The organism is Paraburkholderia aspalathi, assembly GCF_905220735.1.
Taxonomy (GTDB): Bacteria; Pseudomonadota; Gammaproteobacteria; order Burkholderiales; family Burkholderiaceae; genus Paraburkholderia; species Paraburkholderia aspalathi.
Map to the genome: position 1 here is coordinate 376,999 of NZ_CAJNBA010000006.1, position 24,053 is coordinate 401,051.

Annotated in this window: 19 protein-coding genes; 5 read left to right on the plus strand and 14 right to left on the minus strand. The window is 62.3% G+C overall.

What is annotated here, in order from left to right; genetic code table 11:
- The first annotated feature begins 69 nt into the window (after positions 1-69).
- Positions 70-831 (plus strand): phytanoyl-CoA dioxygenase family protein, encoded by a 762-nt coding sequence (locus KHO30_RS30845; protein WP_093634656.1) that lies wholly within the window; start codon positions 70-72, stop codon positions 829-831.
- 61 nt (positions 832-892) lie between these two features.
- Here the strand turns inward: KHO30_RS30845 and KHO30_RS30850 are convergent, their stop codons facing one another.
- Positions 893-1,099, minus strand: coding sequence for a DUF3185 family protein (locus KHO30_RS30850; protein WP_093634657.1), 207 nt, complete (start codon positions 1,097-1,099; stop codon positions 893-895).
- A 219-nt stretch (positions 1,100-1,318) separates the two neighbouring features.
- Here KHO30_RS30850 and mgrA point away from each other — a divergent pair, with 219 nt between their 5' ends.
- On the plus strand, positions 1,319-2,362 hold the full coding sequence (gene mgrA / locus KHO30_RS30855) for an L-glyceraldehyde 3-phosphate reductase (protein WP_093634658.1): 1,044 nt from the start codon (positions 1,319-1,321) through the stop codon (positions 2,360-2,362).
- A 189-nt stretch (positions 2,363-2,551) separates the two neighbouring features.
- Here mgrA and KHO30_RS30860 read toward each other — a convergent pair whose 3' ends face one another.
- The 5 genes from KHO30_RS30860 to KHO30_RS30880 all read right to left on the minus strand — a co-directional run bounded on the left by KHO30_RS30860 (position 2,552) and on the right by KHO30_RS30880 (position 10,492).
- Positions 2,552-2,737, minus strand: coding sequence for a hypothetical protein (locus KHO30_RS30860; RefSeq protein WP_007179669.1), 186 nt, complete (start codon positions 2,735-2,737; stop codon positions 2,552-2,554).
- A gap of 352 nt (positions 2,738-3,089) precedes the next feature.
- Positions 3,090-4,301: an MFS transporter gene (locus KHO30_RS30865; RefSeq protein ID WP_244864173.1), complete on the minus strand. Its 1,212-nt coding sequence runs from the start codon at positions 4,299-4,301 to the stop codon at positions 3,090-3,092.
- Between the two features lie 137 nt (positions 4,302-4,438).
- Positions 4,439-5,905 (minus strand): efflux transporter outer membrane subunit, encoded by a 1,467-nt coding sequence (locus KHO30_RS30870; RefSeq protein ID WP_211703229.1) that lies wholly within the window; start codon positions 5,903-5,905, stop codon positions 4,439-4,441.
- A gap of 50 nt (positions 5,906-5,955) precedes the next feature.
- The gene (locus tag KHO30_RS30875; RefSeq protein WP_093634660.1) at positions 5,956-7,233 is read right to left on the minus strand and encodes an efflux RND transporter periplasmic adaptor subunit; all 1,278 of its coding nucleotides are present in this window, start codon (positions 7,231-7,233) and stop codon (positions 5,956-5,958) included.
- Positions 7,234-7,309: 76 nt separating this feature from the next.
- Positions 7,310-10,492 (minus strand): efflux RND transporter permease subunit, encoded by a 3,183-nt coding sequence (locus KHO30_RS30880; protein WP_211703208.1) that lies wholly within the window; start codon positions 10,490-10,492, stop codon positions 7,310-7,312.
- 415 nt (positions 10,493-10,907) lie between these two features.
- Between KHO30_RS30880 and KHO30_RS30885 the strand changes: the two genes are divergently transcribed.
- Positions 10,908-11,120: a hypothetical protein gene (locus KHO30_RS30885; protein WP_035554043.1), complete on the plus strand. Its 213-nt coding sequence runs from the start codon at positions 10,908-10,910 to the stop codon at positions 11,118-11,120.
- A gap of 100 nt (positions 11,121-11,220) precedes the next feature.
- On the plus strand, positions 11,221-12,249 hold the full coding sequence (locus KHO30_RS30890; RefSeq protein ID WP_200566997.1) for a serine/threonine protein kinase: 1,029 nt from the start codon (positions 11,221-11,223) through the stop codon (positions 12,247-12,249).
- Between the two features lie 12 nt (positions 12,250-12,261).
- On the opposite strand, the gene KHO30_RS30895 is transcribed toward KHO30_RS30890, so the two are convergent.
- Entirely contained in the window at positions 12,262-14,163 is a 1,902-nt protein-coding gene (locus KHO30_RS30895) for a DUF3857 domain-containing transglutaminase family protein (protein WP_211703209.1), read from the minus strand.
- 331 nt (positions 14,164-14,494) lie between these two features.
- On the opposite strand from KHO30_RS30895, the gene KHO30_RS30900 reads away from it, so the two are divergent.
- Positions 14,495-15,235 carry a PepSY-associated TM helix domain-containing protein gene (locus tag KHO30_RS30900; RefSeq protein WP_211703210.1) on the plus strand — a complete coding sequence of 247 codons (741 nt, stop codon included), beginning with the start codon at positions 14,495-14,497 and terminating at the stop codon, positions 15,233-15,235.
- An 810-nt stretch (positions 15,236-16,045) separates the two neighbouring features.
- On the opposite strand, the gene KHO30_RS30905 is transcribed toward KHO30_RS30900, so the two are convergent.
- The 7 genes from KHO30_RS30905 to KHO30_RS30935 all read right to left on the minus strand — a co-directional run bounded on the left by KHO30_RS30905 (position 16,046) and on the right by KHO30_RS30935 (position 23,684).
- Positions 16,046-17,068 (minus strand): XdhC family protein, encoded by a 1,023-nt coding sequence (locus KHO30_RS30905; RefSeq protein WP_211703211.1) that lies wholly within the window; start codon positions 17,066-17,068, stop codon positions 16,046-16,048.
- Positions 17,041-17,637 (minus strand): SRPBCC family protein, encoded by a 597-nt coding sequence (locus tag KHO30_RS30910; RefSeq protein WP_211703212.1) that lies wholly within the window; start codon positions 17,635-17,637, stop codon positions 17,041-17,043. The genes KHO30_RS30905 and KHO30_RS30910 overlap by 28 nt, the downstream gene beginning before the upstream one ends.
- On the minus strand, positions 17,628-18,890 hold the full coding sequence (locus KHO30_RS30915) for a vWA domain-containing protein (RefSeq protein ID WP_211703213.1): 1,263 nt from the start codon (positions 18,888-18,890) through the stop codon (positions 17,628-17,630). Before KHO30_RS30915 ends, KHO30_RS30910 begins: the two co-directional genes overlap by 10 nt.
- 5 nt (positions 18,891-18,895) lie before the next feature.
- Positions 18,896-19,783, minus strand: coding sequence for an AAA family ATPase (locus tag KHO30_RS30920; protein WP_054037965.1), 888 nt, complete (start codon positions 19,781-19,783; stop codon positions 18,896-18,898).
- A gap of 170 nt (positions 19,784-19,953) precedes the next feature.
- Positions 19,954-20,751 carry an FAD binding domain-containing protein gene (locus tag KHO30_RS30925; protein WP_093647819.1) on the minus strand — a complete coding sequence of 266 codons (798 nt, stop codon included), beginning with the start codon at positions 20,749-20,751 and terminating at the stop codon, positions 19,954-19,956.
- Positions 20,752-20,773: 22 nt separating this feature from the next.
- A complete protein-coding gene (locus tag KHO30_RS30930) occupies positions 20,774-23,155 on the minus strand; it encodes a xanthine dehydrogenase family protein molybdopterin-binding subunit (RefSeq protein ID WP_211703214.1) in 2,382 nt (793 codons plus the stop codon).
- A 10-nt stretch (positions 23,156-23,165) separates the two neighbouring features.
- Positions 23,166-23,684, minus strand: a complete 519-nt coding sequence (locus tag KHO30_RS30935) for a (2Fe-2S)-binding protein (RefSeq protein ID WP_093647821.1) — start codon at positions 23,682-23,684, stop codon at positions 23,166-23,168.
- Positions 23,685-24,053 lie beyond the last annotated feature (369 nt).

Consider the following 24,053-nt stretch of genomic DNA (forward strand, 5'->3'; position numbering starts at 1 on the left):
AAACAGCGCGCAGTCCGATCGCGCCCGTTTTACAATCGAGCATCAGTCAGTCGAAAGTAACGGAACACCATGTCACTTCACTCGAAGAAAGAGCAGATTCAAACGTTGCGGGAGCAGGGATTTGTCGTCGTGCCGGGACTGGTTTCGCCCGAGCGTTGCGCTGAACTGAAGCAGATTGCGGAGCGCCAGCTGCAGGAAGCGGCCGCACCAATCGAATTCGAAGCGGATCTGCGCTATCCGGGCGCACCGGAATCCAAACACGCGCCGGGTGGGCATACGGTTCGCCGCCTGCTGGATGCGTACGGGCGCCATCCGCATTTCGCGCAATGGGCCACGGCGCCGGAAATTCGCGGCTGGATGGAGTTGTACTTCGGCGAGGAGCCGCGCCTATCGCGGGCCCATCACAATTGCATGATGACCAAGCACCCTGCCTATGGCAGTTTGACCGGCTGGCATCGTGACGTGAGATATTGGTCGTTCGAGCGTGACGACCTGGTGTCGGTGTGGCTCGCGGTCGGGTCGGAAACGATTGATAACGGTGCGTTGTGGCTGGTGCCGAAGTCGCACAGCGCAGCCTTCACGTCCGACCGCTTCGACGAGGCCAAGTTTTTCCGCTCCGATCTGGAAGAGAATCAGGCGTTGATTCGCACTGCGGTTTCGCCCGAACTCGAGGCCGGCGACGTGGTGTTCTTTCATTGCAACACACTGCATTCGGCTGGCAAGAATCTCAGCGATCAGGTGAAATTTTCTCTGGTGTTCACCTATCACGGGGCGAGCAATGTGCCTCTGCCGGGATCCCGCTCGGCGGCCAAGCCCGAAATTGCCTTCTAGTTTTTTTGCGTTGCGCGGCGTGGAGGCCCGTTGGCCCCGCGCCGTGCAGGCAATTAACGCTCTACCGCTTGCGCCCGGAAACAGCCATCCCGGTCAGGCCGGCAATCGTCGCGATAACGCCACCCACGATCAGCATGATCGCCTTGTTGGTCGGAGATCCGGTGAACACGCGGGACACCTCGCTGCTGACCGAGTTGAACGCCTGTCCGCCGAAATACAACAGCACGATACCGCCGACAATCAGCGCGATTGAAATCGCCTTCGTCATGAATCCATCCCTCCGCTAAGCTTTGATCGGCCAAAGTGTAGGGGAGCCGCAAGCTGTCGTCCATCCCGCATACTGGGTGCCTGCACGCATCGCGGCGATTGGCTACCATAGCGGTCTGGCCTCACCCATACCTGAATATAAAACCTGCACGCCTCCCGCAGCATGTGATTTCCTCACGCCCGTGATCGCCGGGCGACTTCAACATCAAGGACACTAGCAATGGCTTACGAAGCAGCTTCAGAACGCTATTCGGACATGAAATACCGCGTCTGCGGCAAGTCGGGTCTCAAACTGCCGGCGCTGTCGCTGGGCCTGTGGCACAACTTTGGCGATACCACGCCGATCTCCACGCAGCGCGACATCCTGCGCACGGCCTTCGATCTGGGCATCACGCACTTCGACCTGGCCAACAACTACGGCCCTCCGTACGGCAGCGCCGAAACCAATTTCGGCCGGCTCTTCAAGGACGACTTCAAGCCGTATCGCGACGAACTGCTGATTTCGTCGAAGGCGGGTTGGGACATGTGGCCGGGTCCGTACGGCCAGGGCGGCGGCTCGCGTAAATACGTACTCGCGAGTCTCGATCAGAGCCTGCAGCGCATGGGCCTCGACTACGTCGATATCTTCTATTCGCATCGTTTCGATGCCGATACGCCGCTCGAAGAAACCGCCGGTGCATTGGCGACCGCTGTGCAGCAGGGCAAGGCGCTGTACATCGGTATTTCGTCGTACTCGGCCACCAAGACGCTCGAAATGGCGAAGCTGCTCGCCGAGTACAAGGTGCCGCTCCTGATCCATCAGCCGGCGTACAACATGCTCAACCGCTGGATTGAGCAGGAATTGCTGGACACGCTCGAGAAAGTCGGCGCGGGCGCCATCGCGTTCACGCCGCTTGCGCAGGGCTTGCTCACCGGCAAATATCTGAACGGCGTGCCGGAAGACGCGCGCGTCAACAAGCCGGGCGGCGGTTCGTTGAAGCAGGAGCATCTGAGCCCGCAAAACATCGAGCACGTGCGCAAGCTCAACGACATCGCGCAGCGTCGCGGACAAAGCCTCGCGCAGATGGCACTCGCCTGGGCGCTGCGCGATCCGCGTGTCACGTCGGTATTGATCGGCGCAAGCCGCGCGGAGCAGGTGCGCGAGAACGTCGGTGCACTGAAGAATCTCGCGTTCTCGAAGGAAGAGCTGGCGGAGATCGATCGCTACGCGACCGAAGGCGGCATTAACCTTTGGGAAAAACCGTCGACGGATCAGGCGATCTGATTCCGCGGCGTGTCAGGTCGTAGATGCATGCAGTAAAAGACACGCCGTAGAAACGAAGAAAGCCGCCCATGAGGCGGCTTTTTTTCAACGCAGTTCAAGCACACACGCTTCCCGCGCAATGGCCGAAGCGACTGCGTTCAGTCGACCGAACCATCGGCGAAGCGCACAGACCGCCTTCGCCGGACCCCGCTACACTAGCGCAGGCAAGCCCTCGACCAGCACGACCGCGAACACTACGCCGATGAGCGCGCCAAGCACGCGCAACGCGTTGTGCCGAAATTCCGTCTTGCAGGGTAGCGCGCCGACAAACAGGGCGCCGGCCAGCGCCATCGGAATGACCAGGATGAAATCGCCGATCGTAAAGTAGGTCGTCATACCCGTCTCCTTATGTAATACCAACGCGGGCAGCGGCTCGATTTCTGGAGTCATGCACTGCCAGCGGTCGATTCGAGTATAGACGACGCTTAGATCAACATAACAACGTATTGCGGCGCTGCAGCGCGTCTTCGCAGGCTGCTGAACCCAGTACTGCAAGGGGCGCCGCGATTGGCGCGTTGCAGCAAAAACCCCGTAGAAAATGAAGTGTTTGCTTACACGGGCCTTACTTTTCAGGCCTGTTTGATGCGCTGCGGATGGTTCTCGCCTAACCGGGGCACGGCTCATGCAGGCGCTGATTCACGCTGCGTCCAGGTCACACGTTTCCGCACAGCCGATCAGCAGCGTTCCCTTATGCTGTGATCCGTTCGCGCTGACGCAAGCGCATAGCCGCAACGAGGCCTACGACAAGCAGCAGGCCGACTAGTCCGGCGACACCGTTCCAGCCATAACCTGCCCATACGCGCCCGCCATAAGAACCGACCACGCTCGAACCGATGTAATACGCGAGCAGATACAGCGCAGCCGCCTGGCCTTTGGCTTCTTTGGCGAGACGTCCGACCCAGCCGCTCGCCACCGAGTGTCCGGCGAAAAAGCCGAACGTCACACAAGCGATGCCGGTCGCAATGGCCGCCAGCGGATGCAGCATCGTGAGTGCAAGTCCACATGCCATCAGCAGCAGGCTGGCGATCAGCACGCGTGCCCGACCGAAGGTGTCGGCCATGCGACCCGACCACGGCGAGGCAACCACGCCCGTCAGATAGACGACGAAAATCGCGCCGATCTCCGTCTGACTCAGCAGGTACGGCGGCGCGAGCAGCCGGTAACCGATGTAGTTGTACAGCGTAACGAAGCTGCCCATCAGCACGAAGCCAAGCAGGAACAGCAGCGGCAAGCCGGGTCGCGTGAATTGCTTGAGCAGCGCAGTGCGGTGATGGGAAAAGCCGAGCCCGCGACGCGGTACGAAATGGCGTGACGGCGGCAGCAAGGCGCGAAACGCGAGCATCGACAGAATGCCGAGCACGCCGATCGTTCCGATTGCCACGCGCCACGAAAACAGATCCGCTACCACGCCGGTGATCACACGCCCAGCCATCCCGCCGATCGCCGTGCCACCCACATACAGACCCATCGCCAGACCGAGTCCATCCGGATGCACTTCTTCCGCGAGGTACGCCATCGCGACGGCGGGTACGCCACCGAGCGCGAGCCCTTCGAGCGTGCGCAACACGAGCAATTGATGCCAGTGCGGCGCGATCGACACGCCGATCGTCAGCAGCGCCGAGAGCGTGAGCGATGCCGTCATCAGCTTGTGACGGCTCCAGCCTTCCGAGACGAAGCCGGCCACGAATATGGCGAGCGCGAGCGCGGCGGTTGTCACTGAAAGCGACAAGCTGCTTTGTGCCGGCGTCACGTTGAACGCCGTGGAGAACGCAGGCAGCAATGGCTGTACGCAATACAGCAATGAGAAGGTGGCGTAACCGGCGAACAGCAGTGCGATGCTGGCGCGCCAATAGGCGCGCGTGCCACGTTCGAGATAGGGAATGTCAGAGACGCCAGACACAGAAGCGGAGGTGAGAGAAGCAGACGAAACGGGAACAGCCGAAGCAGCAGTCCGGTGGGAATCCGGCGATGCGGTCACGAAAAAATCTCCTTGGGCAGCGCAGAGTACTCAAAGAAGTTAAGGATACGCTGAAAAGCTTAACCGTGCGCCGCCGCATCGCTCCCAGGTGCTGCGGGATGCACGATCTGTTCGTCGGTCGGCAAGGCGGACGCGTCCCAGCCGCCGCCTAGTGCCTTGATCAACGCGACGCTCGCGGCCATGCGGCGGCGCGCGATCGACACCGCGGTCCGCTCATTAGTGAGCGCCGTGGTTTGCGCGACCACGACGTCGAGATACGTGATCGCGCCGTTTTTATAGCGATTCGACACGACTGCTAGCGAACGCTGCGCGGCGGCCACGGCGTCGTCCTGCGCGGCGGCTTCCTGTTCCAGCACGCGCAAGGCGGCGAGATTGTCTTCGACCTGGCCGAACGCCGTCAGCACCGTTTGGCGGTACTGCGCGACGCTTTCGTCGTAGTGCGCACGGGCCTGCTCTTTCACCGATGCACGTCCGCCGAAGTCGAGCAGCGTACCGGCCAGCGTCGGCCCGAGCGACCACAGACGGCTCGGCGCCAGCAGCCATTGGCTGTAGTTGGTCGCTTCGAGCCCACCCGTCACCGACAAAATCAGGTTCGGAAAGAATGCCGCCGTCGCCACGCCGATCTGCGCGTTCATATGGGCGACGTGCCGTTCTGCCGACGCGATGTCGGGCCGTCGTTCGAGCAACGCGGATGGCACGCCGGCCGCCGCGACCACCGGCACGGCGGTGAGCGGCGCAACCGGCAGGGAGAAGGTCGAGGGCGTCTGCCCGATCAGGATCGCGATCGCGTGCTCGAGTTGCGCGCGCTGCACGCTGAGGTCAAGCGCTTGCGCCTGAGTGGTTTGCAACTGCGTCTGCGCCTGCGCGACGTCGGCATCGGTGGCGATGCCGCCGGCGTAGCGGTGTTGCGTCAGATCGAGTGCTTCCTTGTAGGCCTTGATCGTGTCGTCGAGAAGTTGGCGTTCCTGATCGAGACCGCGGAGTTCGAAATAGTCCGTTGCCAGTTCGGCCTGCATCGAGAGGAGCACGGCTTGCGCATCGGCGGCGCTCGCCTGCGCTTCGGCTTTTGCGCCTTCGACGCTGCGCGACACGCGGCCCCACAAGTCCGGTTCCCACGACGCGTCGGCTTGTACGAGGTAATCGTTCAGCGTGAGACCGGCGGTCGATTTGTGCAGCACATTCGCCGAACTCCGCGCGCGTGAATAGTCTCCATTCGCGCTGACGACCGGGAAGAAGTTCGAGCGGTATTGCGCAACTGTCGCGCGGGCGGCGCGAAAACGCGCCTCGGCAGCCTGCACGTTCTGGTTCGCGCTCGCCACCTGCTGCTCGAGCGCATCGAGCGATGGGTCCGCGTAGACGCTCCACCATGCACCTCGTGTGACGGTGTCGGCGGGTTGCGCAGGCTTCCAGCCGGTGCCTTCGAGTTCCTTGTAGGTGGCGGCGGTGGTGGCCGATGGTTTGACGTAGTCGGGACCCACGGTGCAGGCGGTGAGCGTGAAGACAAAGACGGACGCTACGGCAAGCAGCGAGCCGTGTGCAAGCGATGGCCCGACATGGCGACGTGATACTGGCGCGCTCACAAGGACATCCTCGCTGATTGCAGGCTGGCGACGTGCGCAATGGGCGCACTTGCGGCTGCTGCGCCAGAGGCACTCGCGCCCTCCGCACCAGCCCCCGCTTTTGCCGGCACGATCCGCACCGGCGCCCCATCGATGATCGAATCTTGCGGATTCAGAATCACCTGTTCATCGCCTTGCAAACCGGATGCGATTGCCACGCGCGTGCCGAAGTCCGTCCCGAGCGAAACCGGCAGCAGCTTCACTTTGTGCTGTGTATCCACAGTGGCCACTTTCACGCCGTCCGGGCGAAACAGCAGCGCGTTGCCAGGCAACGTAAACGGCGCGGCGCCAGCGCCCAAAGCGAAATGCACCTGCGCGTATGCGCCCGGCAGCAGATCGCCATTGCGATTGTCGACATCGACTTCGACGAGCATGGTTCGCTGTTGCGGATCGACGGCGCCCGAGGTGCGCGCCACGGTCCCCGGATAATGTTTGGACGGCGTCTCGGTCAGCGTCAGAAACGCCGTCTGTTGCGCGCGGACCTGTTGTGCATAGGCCTGCGGCACGTTCACATACACACGCAATCTGTCCGCCTGCGCGACATGGAACAGTTCCTTCGCCGGGCCACCGGAACTGCCCGCGTCGATCAATGCGCCGACATCGACATTGCGTGCCGTCACGATGCCGTCGAAGGGCGCGTAGACCTTCTGGAACGACTGCGTTTTTTCAAGGCGCGCCACGTTGAAGCGCGCGGCGTCTAGCGTGCCTTTCTTCGCGAGCATGTCGCCGACCTTCTCGTCGGTTTCCTGCTTCGAAACCGATTTGCTTTTCAACATGTCGGTCCAGCGGTCGGCGGTGCTTTTCGCGAGCGCGTAGTTGGCGTTGGCATTCGCGAGGTCGGCGCGGGCGGCGCGCAGTTGATCGTCCACTTCCGGTGTGTCGATGTCCGCGAGCAACTGGCCGTTCTTGACGTGCGCGCCGATGTCCGCGTACCACTTCTTCAGGTAGCCGTTAGTGCGTGCGTAAATCGGCGTGTCGAGAAACGCCTGCACGTTGCCGGGCAGCACGAGGTCGAGTCCCGCGTTCGACTTCTGCGGACGCACGACTTCGACGCTCGTCTGGCTGGCGTGCTCGGCATCGCGCTCGAGTGCCGCATGCGCGTCATGGCGCGACCAGATACCTTGCGCCGCGAGCAGAACGATCACCACGACCACCGCCACGATTACCCAGCGCGCGCGTTTCCCTTTCGCTGGATCGGGCGCGGCGTTGGATTCGCCTGGACGTTTTCCTTCCATCAAGCTTCCCCTATCAGAATGCATGGGCAGTCGAAGCTGCCTCTTGTGCTTCGCGTTGCGTGTGTCGTGCGAGTCGTCATGGTTTTTGCACCACATGCTCGGCCGCACGCTGACGCCGTGCCGCGAGCCGTCGGTAAATCATCGAAAAGACAACGGGCACGAAGATCAGCGTAGCTAAAGTGCCGACCGTCAAACCGCCGATCACCGCGCGCCCGAGCGGCGCATTCTGCTCGCCGCCTTCGCCAAGACCGGTCGCCATCGGCACCATGCCGATCACCATTGCGAGCGCCGTCATCAGCACCGGACGGAAACGCGTGAAGCCCGCCTCGATCGCTGCACGCGTCGCGTCGCCGTGTTCGAGCAGTTGTTCGCGTGCAAAGCTGATCACAAGAATTGAGTTCGCGGTGGCGATGCCAATACACATGATCGCGCCCGTCAGCGCCGGAATCGACAGCGTGGTGTGCGTGAGAAACAGCATCCACACGATGCCCGCGAGCGCGCCCGGCAGCGCCGTAATGATGATGAAGGGATCGAGCCACGACTGGAAATTCACCACGATCAGCAGATACACCAGCAGGATCGCAAATACCAAACCGGCGAACAGGCCCGAGAACGAATCGTTCATGGTCTGCACCTGGCCGCGTACTTCGATGCTCGAGGTTTTGGGGAGATCGGCTTTGGCGCTGTCGATGATCTTGCTGATGTCGTCGGAGACGCCGCCGAGATCGCGGCCGTCGGCGGTGCCGAAAATGTCGATGGTGGTCTGCGCGTTGTAGTGCGTGAGCACTGCGTTGCCCGCTTCGCGTTTCATCGTGGCGAGCGAGCCGAGAATATTGCTGCGGCCGTTGGCATTCAGCGGAATGTTCGCGAGCGATTGCAACGAATCGATCGTGTATTGCGGCGCTTCCGTGATCACGTTGTAGCTGACGCCGTTGCGCGGATTGAGCCAGAACGTCGGCGTGGTCTGCTGGCTGCCGGACAGTGTAATCAGCAGATCGCTTGCGATGTCGCGTTGCGAGAAACCGGCTTGCTGTGCGCGTGTACGGTCCACGTCGATAAAGATGCGCGGCAAATCGGCGGGCTGCTGGATGCGCGCATCGGCAAGACCCGGCACGGTGCGCAGCCGGTTCAGCAACTGCGCGGCAAACGCGCGATTGCCGGCGACGTCGCGCCCGACGATCTGAATGTCGATCGGCGAGGGCATGCCGAAGTTGAGCGTCTGACTGACGATATCTGCGGGCAGGAAGGCGAACTGCACGCCGGGAAATTCGTCGGTGAGCGTGCGGCGTAGCGTGCGCACATAGTCGGCGCTCGGATGATGATCGGGATTCAGCGTGATGAGTATGTCCGAATCCGAGGTGCCGATCGTGCCGGTGTTGCTGTATGAGAGGTTGATACCTGAGACCGGCAAGCCGATATTGTCGATGAGTGAATGCAACTCGCTGGGCGGTATCAACTGACGAATCCGCGTATCGACCCGATCGGTCACCACTGCGGTTTCCTCGACCCGCATGCCGGTTTTCGCGCGCAGATGCAGCGCGATGGTGCCCGCATCGACTTGTGGGAAAAAGTCGCGGCCGAGAAACGGCATCAGCAGCATCGACGCGCCACAGCAGACGAGAAACAGCGTCACGAACAGACCCGGCCGCGCAACCCGCGCTTCGAGAAACACGCGATAGCGATCGCGAAAACGTGCGAAGCCACGCTCGAAGGCGTAGTGCACGCGCATGAACGGATTGCGCGTCTGCTCGGACGCATGGTGTAGATCTGCCGGCTTGTGGTGATGGCGCAGCAGGTACTTCGCCATGGTCGGCACGAGCGTACGCGAGAAGAAGTACGAGGCCAGCATCGCGAACACCACCGCTTCGGCGAGCGGAATGAACAGGTAGTGCGCGACGCCCGTTAGCAGAAACATCGGCACGAACACGATGCAGATCGATAAGGTTGAGACCAGCGTCGGAATCGCGATCTGATGCGCGCCGTCGAGAATCGCCTGCTCCAGCGTTTTGCCTTGCTCGAGTTGATGGCTGATGTTTTCGATTGCCACTGTCGCGTCGTCGACCAGAATACCGACCGCGAGCGCGAGCCCGCCTAACGTCATGATGTTGATGGTTTCGCCGAGCATCGACAGCGCGATGATCGAGGTGATCATCGACAGCGGAATCGATACCGCGATGATCAGCGTCGCGCGCCAGTTGCCGAGGAACAGCAGAATCATCAGACCGGTGAGGCACGCGGCGATCAGCGCTTCGCGCAGCACGCCCTGCACCGAGGCGCGCACGAACAGCGACTGATCGGCGACCGGATCGATGTTCAACGAAGCCGGCACGAGGTTGCGTAGCGTCGGCATCATCTTCTTGATACGGTCGACGATTTCGAGCGTGGACGTGTTGCCGCTTTTGTTGATGGTCAGCAAGGCGGCGCGCTGGCCGTTCACGCGCACGATGTTGGTTTGCGGCTGGAAGCCGTCGCGCACATGAGCGACGTCGCGGATATAGACGGTGCCGTTAGCCGTGGATTTGATCGGAATGTTATTGAGGCCGGCGAGCGAATCCGGACTGCCGTTCATCTCCACCGAATATTCCGTCGAGCCGATTTTCGCAGTGCCCGAGGGCAGGATCAGATTCTGCGCGGTGACGGCGTTGACCACGTCCATCGGCGACAGATTGCGCTCCTGCAGCTTGCGCGAATCGATATCGACCATGATCTGTCGCTGCTTGCCGCCATACGGCAATGGAGCCGAAGCGCCCGGCACGGTGGCGAGCTGCGTCTTCAGGAAGTTATTGCCGAAGTCGAACAGCTCCTGCTCGGTGAGTGAAGGGGACGACAGCGCGAGGCGCAGGATCGGCACCGTCGAGGCGTTGTAGCGCAGGATATTCGGCGGCGTGATGCCCGGCGGCAGCGAACGCAGTTGCGTCTGTGACAGCGCCGTGACTTCGGCGAGCGCTTCATCGATATTCGCGTGCGGCTGGAAAAAGATCTTCACCACCGCAATCCCGTTCAGCGACGTCGACTCCGTATGCTCGATGTCGTTGACCGCGGTCGAGAGCCCGCGCTCGTAGTTGAGCACGATGCGTTTTTCCATTTCGTCGGCGGCCAGCCCGTTGTACGACCAGATCACCGACAGCACCGGAATGTCGATATTTGGGAAAATGTCGGTGGGTGTGCGCAGGATCGTCAGCGGACCGACGATCAGCAAAAGCAGGGCCAGCACGACGAAGGTATAGGGGCGCCGCAGCGCCAGGCGAACGATCCACATGGCTAGTTAAGGGGATGAAAGGCGGCGGCGCCGGCGTGGCGCGCACAGCGGCCATGAGGCATGCCGCGACGGCGGCCGGCGGTCGCAACGGGCGGATTAAGCGGATCGTTCTGGCGGTGCATGATTTTGATATATCGCCCCGGCTGGGTTTATGATGATCTCGTTACGACGCTTTACGCCCAGATCATCGGCCCGGCGCGCTGTAATGGGAATAGGGCGAAACGACGGGTGAAGAGCCCCGAGTTCGCGCTTTCCATGGCCCCGCAAAACGGGAACAATGACTCGAACCTCTCACGCGTCTTACGCGCAGCAGATTGGGTGCGTACGCAACGTTATCGGCGAAGCGGCGCTTTTATCATCACCTTGACCGGCGCGGAAACCATAAAGCCGGCTATGGGAGAAACGGGGAAACATCATGCAAATCGGTTCCATTGTCCGATCGGTGCATATCGCGGTGCCGCAGGGCGCACGCGGGATTGTCATGCGCATTCTCGGCGACATGGCTATGGTGGCCTGGTATGCCGGCGAACCCGGCACATCGGAGCATCTGAATACTGAACCCTTTTTCCTTGAAGATCTGATCGATACGGGCGAGCAGGTTCGTCCGTCGAGCGCACAGGTGCATTGAAGCTGGTTTGAGTCCGATTCATGGTGGTTGCAGGTGGCTGTTAGCCGCACGGTGAGCCGACGCCCTCGTCTTTGACGGCGGCGCGGCGCACAATGCGGACATGAACGACGACAATTTCGACCCACAGGACGGCGCCGATAGCGCCGTACCTTTCGCCCGGCTCAAGCCGGAAATCGTGCTCGACGCGCTCGACAGCGTGCTCAGCAGCGTCGGTGTGTACACCGACGGCCGCATGCTGCCGCTCAACAGCTACGAGAACCGCGTGTACCAGGTGGGAGTGGAAGACGGTCCGCCCGTGGTCGCCAAGTTCTATCGTCCCGAGCGTTGGACCGACGCCGCCATTCTCGAAGAACACGCCTTTGTCGCCGATCTCGCCGCGCGTGAGATTCCGGCCGTGCCCGCGCGTGTTTTCGAAGGCCGCACGCTGCATACCTTCGACGGTTTCCGTTTCTCGATCTTCGAACGCCGCGGGGGCCGTGCGCCCGATCTGGACCGGCGCGATACGCTCGAATGGCTGGGGCGTTTCATCGGCCGCATCCATGCAGTTGGACAGACGCAGAACTACACCGAACGCCCGACGCTCGACATCAACACGTTCGGCTACGAGCCGCGGGATTTCTTGCTGTCGCACAACTTCGTGCCTGACGATGTGCGCACTGCCTGGCAGACCGTGGTGAATCTCGCACTGGAAGCCGTCGAGCGCGCCTTCGAGCGGGCCGGCGATATTCGCATGTTGCGAATGCACGGCGATTGTCATCCGAGCAATGTGTTGTGGACCGACGCGGGTCCGCATTTCGTCGACTTCGACGATAGCCGCATGGGTCCGGCCGTGCAGGATTTATGGCTGCTGCTGCCCGGCGATCGCGTCGAGGCTTCGCGTGCGCTGGCGGATCTGCTCGCGGGTTACGAAGACTTCTGCGACTTCGAGCCGCGCGAACTGTATCTCGTCGAGGCGTTGCGCACGCTGCGGCTGATTCACTACCAGGCATGGCTCGCGCGCCGTTGGGACGACCCGGCGTTTCCGGCGGCGTTTCCGTGGTTCAACACGCAGCGCTACTGGGAAGACCGCATCCTCGAACTGCGCGAGCAGCTCGGCGCGATGGAGGAAGGACCGCTCTGGCCGGTTTGAGCGGCAGCGGTCCTACGGCGCCTGCGACGCCACGCTCGACGATTCCACCAGTGTCGATTTGACGATCACTTCGGCGCGCACGTCGCGCCCGATCGCTTCGATCGCGGGACGCATTTTCGCGAAGTCGTCGGGCGAGCAGACCTCGCTATCGAAATGGGTGGCGCCGTCGCGCGTCATCGTCACCACGTTGCTGAGCGGATCGAACGTGTACTGCGACTGGAAATCGACGAAGCGGTCTTGAGTTCGTTTCGCTTCCGGCATTTCCAGCACGTGAAAATTCGCGGGCAATTCAATGCGCGCGCGTTCATGCAACGTCAGGTTGTGGCAGACGAATGGCTGCGTGCGCTGCCGTTCGCCGAGCCAGTAGCGGGTGTCCGCCTCGAAGCCGCCGGCCATACTCGTCAGCGCCGGAATCGATGCCGCGGCGCCCGGTACCACCAGACTTTCGAGCGTGCCTTTCATCGTAATGGTCAGCGGGCCGTCTGCAACGGTGAGGTCGCTGGTGGTCAGCGTGGCGGTGCCGCGCAGGTTGGCGCTGCGCAGTTCCGCCTGGATCGACTCCTCACGTTGCGCGGGCGTCTGCGTGCGCAACATCGCGCGCGCCTGTTCGGCCGTGGCGCCCGATGCTTCCAGACGATAAGTGAAGCTCGCCGAGCCATCCGGTTCGACCTTGATCGACAGGTCGGTGCTGCGCGTCATCAACGCGGTGGCCGGCGTTTGCGCGACCACGCCGTGGTTGACGAGGACGGTAGGCCGGTTCATATCGGACGACGGCAAAAAGCCGAATTCGACATTCGATGCGGTCGAGTCCGCATATTGCTGCAAATCCGGCAGCCAGGTGATTACGTGATTGATGACGCCGTAGCCCGGCACGCTGGGCAACGTGTAAATCGAGCCGCTGCTGATCAGGGCCGGCTCATTGCGAACGCCGACGGCGTCGAGCATCGCGCCGTACAACGCCACGTGATCCTTGCAGTCGCCATAGCGGTTCGCGAGGATCGCGCTTGCACTGTGCGGCACCACCGAACCGCGCCCAACATAGATCGCCACATAGCGGACGTTGCGGCGTACCCAGTCGTACAGCGTTTTGGCTTTGTCGTGCGGGGTGTGGTCGCGCGCGGTGAGGTTTTGCGCGAGACGTGTGACGGCGGTGTCGCGCGCGCTCGGGTCGGCGGCGGACGTCCTGTAGCTGGCGGCGAAGGCGGCGTAGTCCGGAAAGGTCGAGACCATGAGCCGGTCGCCGTACGACACATACGCGATCGAGCCGCGCTCCAGACGGCTGAAATGCGCCTTGTCGTAATGGTATTCGTAGCGAGTGCGGCCGTCGCGCGTAACCGGTTGAAGCGCGGTGAAGCCGCGTGCATCGGCATAAAGCGCCTTGCCGGCGGGCAGGTCGTAGATGAGGTGAAAGTTGTGGGTCGGCGCGAGATCGGGCGGCGTGAAGTCGCTGAATTCGCCCGGATCGATCGGCTGCTTTTGCGTCTTGCGATAGGTGAGATGCACGCGCGAGCCGGGTTCCACAGCGGGGAACACGATCACCTTTTCCTGGATGTCCTGGAACATCGGCGCGTCGAACGAGCGCGCTTCCTGCACGTCGCGGATCTGATCAGGCTGCACGTCGTGACGCACGCCGTCGGCGGTGGTCGTGTAGGCCTCGATGATCTGCACGTCCGCCATATTGCGGTTGAACCACACGTATTGCTGCGCCACTCGCGCGACGCCTGCTTCGTTGTTCACGTGCAGCGTCATCGAATCGAGCTTGGAGAAGGAGCCGTCGACATTGACGGTGAAAGTCTGCGTTTCGCCTTCGTTGGTATAGGGATCGTCCAGCTTGGCCGCGATGCTCGCGCTCGCGCTATGGACACCGGCAAGCCAGCCGAGAGACGCAAGACAGACCAAAGAGGTGAGGCGCATGGCGGGCAGGTATCCGGAACGGCAACGTTGACGGGATCGCCAGTTAGAGTCGGTTTGCGCCGCCCGGATGTCAAGCGGATACCGAGCATTGCAATTGAGCAAATGCTCCAATTGTGTAATGATAGCCATTCTCAATTGAAAGGCATCGCCAGCTTTCTGTCACATTTCTCCTCCTCTGTGACTGCCAGCCAGCCTCTCAGCCGGACGGCCTGGACCGCAAGCCGGGTCTGTCCGGCCCTTCCTTTCGAACTTTCCTTTACCGCTGGTGAGAGCGAGCGCTTTGGCGCTGCCTGACGGCGGGAGGTTAACTTGCTGTGCCTGGAGCATGGATGTGAACGCGCCTGAATCGATCGATATGAAACCTGCTGCTGGTGCCAGCACGCAATACACGGCCCATAGGCCGGAGCGCGGTCATCATCTGATGGACGACGCCGAGCAGGCGGCGCGGCGCCAGCGTTCGCGGCGGGCGAATTTCATCAAGTGGTTACGCAAGGTGCATGGTTGGGTTGGCCTGTGGGGCGCGGTGTTGGGGCTGATGTTTGGCGCGACGGGGTTTTTGCTGAATCATCGCGGCGGACCGTTGAAGGTGTCGTCGGGCGACCCGCAGGTCGAGGAGATGCAGATTCCCGTACCGCAGAAGAGACTGGGTTCGCCGATGGAGATGGCGAAGTGGCTCAAGGGCGAATTAAAGATCGACGGCAAGCCGGGGAAGGTGAAACGCGAGCCGGCGCATGCAGTGGCGTGGGGCGATCGCAGCACGATGCAGCCGGAGTTCTGGCAAGTCGGGATTTTTGGGCCTGGTCAGAATGTGCAGGCCGAGTATTGGGTTGGGAATGGGTTTGTGGCGGTGAAACGCACGCAGAATTCGTTTCTTACTACGATGAATAATTTGCATCGTGGTGTGGGGTTGAGTGTTGGGTGGGTGTTGTTGATCGATACGATTGCGGGGGGGATGATTTTGCTGTCCCTGACCGGGGTCTTGTTGTGGACTGAGTTGAATAAGCGGCGGATTGTCGGGGTTTTGTTGGTTGGCGGCTCGGTGGTTGCCGCTGTGGTTTGTGGGTTAATGTGACTTGGGGTTTTTTGCCTTTGCGGCGCTTTTTTTTGGTGTTCTTGGGGCTTTGGCCTTTCCTTGATTTGTTAGTGGTCTATTAGCGTTGCCCCTGTGCGGGGCGGCACCTACTTTTCTTTGCCGCCGCAAAGAAAAGTAGGCAAAAGAAAGCGGCTAGAAGCCCCTGCTAAGTGGGTCCCGCAGCTCGCTCAGGGTAGTGGTGCGACTGGAATCTGTGTTCGTGCACCTGCATGCACTTGTGACAAGGGCGTCATACTTCCGGCGGCGCTGCGCGCGCCGAAGAGTACTTCATAAAACCACTCGCTACGTTCTGACGCTTCCGCCTCGCCAACGGGTTGCGGCTCGTCATTGCGCGCCCACGGCTACCGCGATTTTGATTGGAACGGCAACTGCGGCCGCGACGGTGATTGCAGTACACCGAAATATTATTTTTAAGTGGGGGTCTCCGGGTGAGTGGAGAGGCGCTTCGCCGAGGCGAAGCCGATGGCTCACGCTGCGCTAACCGAAGCCCGTGGTTTCCCATGCAGACCCGTCCGCGACGCACGTAGTGCGGAGTGGGAGCTGATGAATCCTTTGTCACTAACGCCGAATGTGGGAGAGCACGGATTCCAGTCGCACCACTACCCGTAGCAGACCACGGTGCCCACTTAGCAGGGGCTTCTAGCCGCTTTCTTTGCTTATCTTTCTTTGCGGCGGCAAAGAAAGTAAGTGCCGCCCCGCACAGGGGCAACACTAATAGACCACTAACAAAACAAGGAAAGGCCAAAGCCCTAATAACACGGCCAAATGCCGCCGCAAAAGGCAAAAAACCTAAACACTACAAGCAGCCCCACCAGATGCAGCAATCTCCCGCGCGGCCTTAGCGCCCTCAACCTGTAATAGAGTCGGCAACGAAACCCCATTCTTAGCCGCAGTAACCTCAGCAAGAATAGAAACCGCAATCTCAGGCGGAGTCCGGCTGCCAATATAAATCCCAACCGGCCCATGCAGCCGGGCCAACTCGGTATCGTTCAGATCAAACTCCTTCAACCGCTCGCGCCGCGCCTGATTATTCCTTCTCGACCCCAAAGCGCCCACATAAAAAGCCGGCGTCTTCAACGCCTCCATCAGCGCGAGATCATCCAGCTTAGGATCATGCGTCAGCGCAATCACCGCGCACCGCTCGTCGAGCTTCATGTCGATCACCGTATCGTCCGGCATCGTCCGCACGATCTTCGTGCCGGGAATGCGCCACTCCTCGGTGTACTCCTCGCGCGGATCGCATACGGTGACCTGATAGTCGAGCCCAACCGCGATGTTGCACAGATACCGCGACAACTGCCCCGCACCGATCACCAGCATCCGGTAACGCGGCCCGTGAATCGTCAGCAGACGCTCGCCGTCGAAATGCACGCCGTCGGTTGCCAGCGCCGCGTCGAGCCGTACCGCGCCCGTCACCATGTCGACTTCGCGCGCCACCAGGCGGCCGTCTTCCACCGCATGGCACAGATCGGCAATGCCGCTTTGTGGCGTCAAAGGCTCGAGCACCAACTGGATCGTGCCGCCGCAAGGCAGGCCAAAGCGATGTGCTTCTTCCGCGGTAATGCCGTACTTCACCGCCTCCGGGCGGGTCTGCTCAATACCCTTTTGCCGCACGCGGTCGATCAGGTCGTCTTCAATGCAGCCGCCCGAGACGGAACCCACCACAAGGCCATCGTCACGCACCGCGAGCATCGCGCCCTCGGGACGCGGCGACGAACCCCACGTCTTCACCACCGTCACCAGTAGCGCGCGATGTCCCTCTTCCAGCCAACGTGCGCTGGACTTCAGGACTTCGAGATCCACGCTGTCCATGATTTCTTCCTTTTCGTTCCGTCGCCGCCGGACTCAGTGTCCGTGGCCTCATTCGATTCTGTATTCTGCGCCGCCGCGTCGGTTGCTGCAGCGTCGCCGACATCCGGGGCCGTCGCGCCGTCAGCGTCGCCGCCGACCTGCGCGCCGAAGCGCTTGAAAAATTCGCCCGCGATTTTACGTGCAGCGCCGTCGACCAGCCGTGAACCGATCTGGGCGAGCTTGCCGCCGACCTGTGCCGTCGCCGTGTACGAGAGCTTCGTCGCGGCGTCGCCCTCGGGTTCGAGCGTGACGCGCGTATTGCCCTTGCCGAAGCCCGCCGCGCCACCCTGACCTTCGAAAACGATGGTGTAGCTGTTCGGCGCCTCGATATCGGTCAGCAGCATACGCCCTTTGAAGCGCGCCTTCACCGGACCGACCGATGCGCTCAACACCACCGCATACGCGTTTTCGCCATCCGGGTCGATGCTCTCGCAGCCGGGAATGCACGCGCGCAAGATTTCGGTATCGTTTAGCGCATCCCACGCGCGCTGCTGGGAAACCGGCAGCGTATGGGTTTCACTTAATTCCATGGCGTTGCTCCTGCAGTTGTCGTCGCGGAGACGGTCGAACGAGGCGCGCGTGTGAGCTGCGCGAGGTCGCGGCCGAACGCCGTCAGACTGTCCAGATTATGAACCGGGCGATGTGCGTCGACGTACGGCAGAATCGCCTGCACGCCGCGCGCTTTCGGTGAAAAACCGCTGAAACGCAGCAGCGGATTGAGCCACACGATACGGTGTGCGAAGCGGCGCAAGCGGGCCATTTCGGTGTCGAGTACGTCGATCGCTTCGTGATCGAGGCCGTCGGTGACGAGCAGCACCGTGGCTCTGCCGGTCAGCACGCGACGTGCCCAGCGCCGGTTGAATTCGGCCAGCGCCGCGCCGATCCGTGTGCCGCCTGACCAGTCGACCACCAGATCGGTGAGCGTCGCGATCGCTACGTCGGGATCGCGCTCGCGCAGCGCGCGCGTCGCGTTGGTCAGGCGCGTGCCGAACAGGAACACCTGCAGGCGCTCACGCGATTGCAGAAGCGCGTGGCAAAAGTACAGCACCGCGCGGGAATAGCTGCTCATCGAGCCGGAGATATCGAGCAGCAGCACGAGTGGCGGTTTGCGTTCCACTACCGCGCGATACTTCCACACTGTCCAGTCGCCACCGGCGCGCACCGCTTGTCGTGCGCTCGCGCGCAAATCGGCATGCGTGCCGTGCGACGCGGCCTTCAGGCGGCGCGTCGGCTCGGTGGCAAGCGGCAGACGCTGGCCGCGAATCAGATGCCGCAACGTCCGCCATTCGTCAGCGGAAAGCGTTTCGAAATCGCGATGACGTAGCCGCTCTTCCGCACTGAAGGTAACGTGCGCGCGTAGTTCGTGTTGTTCGGTTTCCTGTGGCGCCTTGCTGTGCGGCGAGGGGGGCGTGCGTACGGCAAGCGCGTCGGCGAGACGGTTGTTGCGTTTGGGTGGCGGCAACCCATCGCGAACTTTCGGCAGTAGCAGCGCGCGCAGTTTGCCTTCCCAATCCGGGTCGCGCCAGAACAGATCGAAGGCGGCGTTGAAGAGGTCGCGTTCGTCCGGCGCGGAGACCAATAACGTGGCGAGCGCGGCGCGCACATCGTCGCGGCGGCCGAGGTCGATCCAGTGCAACGCGGCGAGTGCATCGACGGCTTGCGCCGGCGACATCGGCAAGCCCGCGCCGCGCAGCACGCGCACAAAGTGGACGACGTTGTGGGCGAGCGTGGGCGTATCGATCGGTGCGGCCGAGGCGCTCGAAGTATCGGCGAAGGCGGTCATCGCCGTTATCCCGGCGTCGCGAGACATTGCGCGATCTGCGCGGCGTCGATGCGCGCCAGATCGTCCTGATACTTGAGCAGCACACCCAGGGTGTTCTGCACCGATTGCGGATCGAGCTCCGTTACCGATAACGCTTCCAAAGCGCGGCACCAGTCGATCGTTTCGGCTATGCCGGGCGCCTTGAACAGATCCATGCCGCGCAACCGATGTACGAAATCGACCGCGCGCCGCTGCAATTCAACCGATGTCTGCGGCGCGCGCGCGGCGACGATCTCCAGTTCACGGTCGCGCTCGGGATAGCCGATCCATTGATACAGGCACCGGCGTTTCAACGCGTCGTGCACTTCGCGTGTCCGATTCGACGTCATCACGACGAGCGGTGGCTGTTCCGCGCGCACCGTGCCGTATTCGGGAATCGATACCTGGAAGTCCGACAGCAGTTCCAGCAGAAACGCTTCGAATGGTTCGTCGGCGCGGTCGATCTCGTCGATCAGCAGCACGCGCCGCGCGCCTGGATGATTTTCGTCGGGCATCAGCGCTTGCAGCAGCGGACGCTTCAACAGGAATTCGCTGCGATACAGCGTGTCGTTGCCGGGCCGCTCGCCGGCGGCTTCGGCGAGACGCAGCGCCATGATCTGGCGCGGGTAGTCCCATTCGTAGAGCGCGCTGGCGGTGTCAAGTCCTTCGTAGCATTGCAGCCGCAGCATCGACGTGCCGAGCATCCCCGCCGCGGCTTTGGCGAGTTCGGTCTTGCCGACGCCCGGCTCGCCTTCGACGAACAACGGCCGCTCCATGCGCAGGGCGAGATACAACGCGGTCGCGAGTTCGCGACTGGCGAAGTAGTTTTGGGCGGCGAGTTGCGCGAGAGTGTCGTCGATGGAAGCAGGCTGCATGGTGTTCCTGACTCTGCATGGTGAAGAGCAAAACGGCGCGCTCGTCCGTGTCACTCATACCGTCGGCGGAACGGAGCGAATGAACGCGAGCGTCGCGCCACACCGCGTGCGTGATCGAACACGGCTGACGCGCTCCGCCGAGACACGTCAGCCGCAAACTGCAAGGATCGCTAACCGTTCGCTTTCGTCACCGCTCGCCCGGCCAACACCGGGATCAGATGCGCGCGATATTCGGCGCTCGCGTGCATATCGGTGTTCAGGTCGGCGTCGGATACGGTTACCCCTCGCGCGGCCTCGGGCGTGAAATTCGCCGTCAGTGCGCTTTCCAGTTCCGGCACGCGAAATACCGAAGACGCCGCTCCTGTCACTGCGACACGCACGCCGCTCGCGAACTTCGCGACGAACACGCCGACCAGTGCAAAGTGCGACGCCGGGTTACGGAATTTCTCGTAAGCGGCGCGCTCGGGCACGGGAAACTCGACGGCCACGATCAACTCGTCGGGCGCCAGCGCGGTCTCATACATGCCGACGAAGAAATCGCTCGACGAGATTCGTCGCCGATCGGTGACGATGGTCGCGTCCAAGGCCATCGCAGCAGCCGGATAGCAGGCGGCCGGATCGTTGTTCGCGAGCGAACCGCCGATGGTGCCGAGCGCGCGCACCTGGCGATCGCCGATGTGCCCGGCGAGGTCCGCGAGCGCCGGCAGCACGCGCCGAAGCTCCGCATGGTCCGCGACGTCCGCATGGCATACGGCTGCGCCGATCGTCACCTTGCCGGCATCGACGGTGATCGATTTGAGCGCGGGAATGCGCGTCACGTCGATCAGTTGCGACGGCTGCGCGAGCCGCAGACGCATGGTGGGCAACAGGCTCTGTCCGCCGGCGATGAACTTGGCGTCACTGTCGGCAGCGATGGCTGCGGCGGCCGCTTTGGGATCCGTCGCGCGTTGATACTCGAATGAATACATGTCGAATGCTCCGCTCAGGATCTTAGTGGGGTTGCTTGGCTGCGTGGATCGCGGACCACACGCGATGCGCCGTTGCCGGCATTTGCAGGTCGGTCACGCCGAGCGGCGCGAGTGCGTCGAGGATCGCGTTGATCACGGCCGGCGGCGAACCGATCGCGCCTGCCTCGCCGCAGCCTTTCACGCCGAGCGGATTGTGCGTGCACGGCGTGCCCTTCGCGGTTTCGACGGTGAAGTTCGGCAGATCGGACGCATGCGGCATCGCGTAGTCCATATAGGAGCCGGACAGCAACTGGCCGCTCTCGTTGTCGTACACGCAGCGCTCCAGCATCGCCTGCCCAATGCCCTGTGCCAGGCCGCCATGCACCTGGCCTTCGACAATCATCGGATTGATCACGTTGCCGAAATCGTCGACCGCGGTGAACTGCTGGATACGGCAGACACCGGTCTCCGGATCGACCTCGACTTCGCAGATGTACGAGCCCGCCGGATACGTGAAGTTGGTCGGATCGTAGAACGCGCTTTCTTCGAGACCCGGTTCGAGCACGTTGAGCGGATAGTTGTGCGGCACGTAGGCGGCGAGCGATATCTCGGCAAATGCTTTGGTGCGATCGGTGCCCGCGACGCGAAACACGCCGTCCTTGAACTCGATGTCTTCGGCCGCGGCTTCCAGCAGATGTGCGGCGATTTTCTTCGCCTTGGCTTCGATCTTGTCGAGCGCCTTCATGATCGCCGAGCCGCCGACCGCGATCGAGCGCGAGCCGTACGTGCCCATGCCGAACGGAATGCGGCCGGTGTCGCCGTGAACGATCTCCACGCTTTCCAGCGCGATGCCGAGCCGGTCCGCGACTACTTGCGCGAAGGTTGTCTCATGCCCCTGGCCATGGCTGTGGGAGCCGGTGAACACGGTGACCGAACCTGTCGGATGAACGCGAATCTGGCCGACTTCGAAGAGTCCGGCGCGTGCGCCCAATGCACCGGCAATGTTCGACGGCGCCAAACCGCAGGCTTCGATGTAGCACGAGTAGCCGAGGCCGCGCAGCTTGCCGTTCTTTTCGGATTCCTGCTTGCGCGCGGCGAAGCCTTTCACGTCCGCTAGTTCGAGCGCACGGCTCAGCGTGGCCTCGTAGTCGCCGGTATCGTAGGTGAGGCCGACCGGCGTCGCGTACGGAAACTCGCGGATGAAGTTACGACGGCGGATTTCGGCCGGATCGATCTTCATCTCACGTGCGGCGGTTTCGACCAGACGCTCGACCACGTACGTTGCTTCCGGACGGCCGGCACCGCGGTAGGCGTCGACCGGGACGGTGTTGGTGAAGACCGCTTTCACCTCGGCGTAGATGGCGGGCGTCGCGTACTGACCGGCGAGCAGCGTCGCGTACAAAATGGTCGGCACGCTCGAGGCGAAGGTCGACAGATACGCGCCCATGTTGGCGACCGTGTGGATGCGCATCGCGAGGAACTTGCCGTCGGCGTCCATGGCCAGTTCGGCTTTGGTCACGTGATCGCGGCCATGCGCGTCGGACACGAAGGCTTCCGAGCGCTCGGCGGTCCATTTGATCGGATGGCGAATCTTCTTTGATGCCCACGTCAGCGCGACGTCTTCGGCGTACAGAAAGATCTTCGACCCGAAGCCGCCGCCGACATCCGGCGCGATCACGCGCAGTTTCGATTCCGGCAACGACAGCACGAACGCGGCCATCAACAGGCGTTCCACGTGCGGATTCTGGTTCGCGACGTAGAGCGTGTAGCTGTCGTCCTGCACCGAGTAGCTTGCGTTGACCGCGCGCGGTTCGATCGCGTTCGGGATCAGGCGGTTGTTGACGATGTCGAGCGTGGTGACGTGCGCGGCTTTGGCGAAGGCGGCGTCGGTCGCGGCTTTGTCGCCATGGCCCCAGTTGTAGCAGACGTTGTCCGGCACTTCGTCGTGAACCGCGGCCTGGCCCGGATCGGACGCGTGCGCCGTGTCGACCACGGCCGGCAGCACGTCGTAATCGACCTCGATCAGTTCGGCGGCGTCTTTCGCGGCCTTGATCGAATCGGCGATGACGAGCGCGACCTGATCGCCGACGTGGCGCGCTTTCGTGTGCGCGATGATCGGATGCGGCGGCTCGTTCATCGGCTTGCCGTCGGTGCTGTGAATTAGCCACCCGCACGGCAGTCCGCCGACGCTGTCCGCGGCCATGTCCGCGCCGGTGAAGATCGCGACGACGCCGGGCGACTGTTTGGCCGCGGTGGTGTCGATGCTGTTGATTTTTGCGTGTGCGTGCGGCGAGCGCAGGAATACTGCGTAGGTTTGCTGCGGCAGGACGATGTCGTCGGTGTACTGACCGTTGCCGGTGAGGAAACGATAGTCTTCCTTACGTTCGACGGAAGTACCGATGAGGTGGGTGTCGGGTGCGTTCATCGTCGGCTCCTCAGGCGGTGGCGGGCGCAGTGGCCGCGGCATTGGCGTTGGCCGTGCCGGCGGACTTCATGCCTTCGGCGCCTTCGAGCACTGCTTTGACGATGTTGTGATAGCCCGTACAGCGGCAGAGATTGCCGTCGAGCTGGGCGCGCACGTCGTCGCCGGTGAGATTGGGTTGGCGCTCGACGAGCGAGACCGCGCTCATCACCATGCCGGGCGTACAGAAACCGCACTGCAGGCCGTGGCAGTGTTTGAAGGCGGCTTGCATCGGGTGGAGGGCGCCGTCTTTGGCGAGTCCTTCGATGGTGGTGATGGTTGCGCCTTCGGCCTGGACCGCGAGGATGTTGCAGGATTTGACTGCGCGGCCGTTCAGGTGGACCGTGCATGCGCCGCACTGGGCGGTGTCGCAGCCGATGTGCGTTCCTGTTAAGCGAAGTTGATCGCGCAGGAACTGGACAAGCAGGGTGTTAGGGTCGATTGAGGCGCTGATGGGCGCGCCGTTCACCGTCAGACTGATGCTGATCGCCATGAAGTTGTCTCCTTATGGGGTGAAACCGGACCTTTGTTTTTTCCTGCTTTCAGCTGCCTGCTCGTGGGGTCCGATTAGGGTGCTGCGGGTTTACTTTTTTTATGGGTCTGCCGAAAAGTAAAGCACAAATTGGGTGGGGGCGCTATTGGGTTGTGTGCCTGCTCGGCGGGTTTTGGGGTGGTTTTTGCCCGTTCGGGCGGGGGATTGCCTGACGGCGCTGGTTTTGGCCTTTCCTTGTTTTGTTAGTGGTCTATTAGTGTTGCCCCTGTGCGGGGCGGCACTGTAGTGGTTCAATGAACCTGGACACCTCTAAAGGGGATAATTCTCCAACTGAGGTGAGAAATGAGCAGACGGAACATTCCTGAAGAA

What these genes read in the sequence shown, in the direction of transcription:
- KHO30_RS30845 (WP_093634656.1), top strand. Translation starts at nt 70, where the DNA reads ATGTCACTTCACTCGAAGAAAGAGCAGATTCAAACGTTGCGGGAGCAG.
- KHO30_RS30850 (WP_093634657.1), bottom strand. Translation starts at nt 1,099, where the DNA reads ATGACGAAGGCGATTTCAATCGCGCTGATTGTCGGCGGTATCGTGCTG.
- mgrA (WP_093634658.1), top strand. Translation starts at nt 1,319, where the DNA reads ATGGCTTACGAAGCAGCTTCAGAACGCTATTCGGACATGAAATACCGC.
- KHO30_RS30860 (WP_007179669.1), bottom strand. Translation starts at nt 2,737, where the DNA reads ATGACGACCTACTTTACGATCGGCGATTTCATCCTGGTCATTCCGATG.
- KHO30_RS30875 (WP_093634660.1), bottom strand. Translation starts at nt 7,233, where the DNA reads ATGGAAGGAAAACGTCCAGGCGAATCCAACGCCGCGCCCGATCCAGCG.
- KHO30_RS30880 (WP_211703208.1), bottom strand. Translation starts at nt 10,492, where the DNA reads ATGTGGATCGTTCGCCTGGCGCTGCGGCGCCCCTATACCTTCGTCGTG.
- KHO30_RS30885 (WP_035554043.1), top strand. Translation starts at nt 10,908, where the DNA reads ATGCAAATCGGTTCCATTGTCCGATCGGTGCATATCGCGGTGCCGCAG.
- KHO30_RS30890 (WP_200566997.1), top strand. Translation starts at nt 11,221, where the DNA reads ATGAACGACGACAATTTCGACCCACAGGACGGCGCCGATAGCGCCGTA.
- KHO30_RS30895 (WP_211703209.1), bottom strand. Translation starts at nt 14,163, where the DNA reads ATGCGCCTCACCTCTTTGGTCTGTCTTGCGTCTCTCGGCTGGCTTGCC.
- KHO30_RS30905 (WP_211703211.1), bottom strand. Translation starts at nt 17,068, where the DNA reads ATGGACAGCGTGGATCTCGAAGTCCTGAAGTCCAGCGCACGTTGGCTG.
- KHO30_RS30910 (WP_211703212.1), bottom strand. Translation starts at nt 17,637, where the DNA reads ATGGAATTAAGTGAAACCCATACGCTGCCGGTTTCCCAGCAGCGCGCG.
- KHO30_RS30915 (WP_211703213.1), bottom strand. Translation starts at nt 18,890, where the DNA reads ATGACCGCCTTCGCCGATACTTCGAGCGCCTCGGCCGCACCGATCGAT.
- KHO30_RS30920 (WP_054037965.1), bottom strand. Translation starts at nt 19,783, where the DNA reads ATGCAGCCTGCTTCCATCGACGACACTCTCGCGCAACTCGCCGCCCAA.
- KHO30_RS30925 (WP_093647819.1), bottom strand. Translation starts at nt 20,751, where the DNA reads ATGTATTCATTCGAGTATCAACGCGCGACGGATCCCAAAGCGGCCGCC.
- KHO30_RS30930 (WP_211703214.1), bottom strand. Translation starts at nt 23,155, where the DNA reads ATGAACGCACCCGACACCCACCTCATCGGTACTTCCGTCGAACGTAAG.
- KHO30_RS30935 (WP_093647821.1), bottom strand. Translation starts at nt 23,684, where the DNA reads ATGGCGATCAGCATCAGTCTGACGGTGAACGGCGCGCCCATCAGCGCC.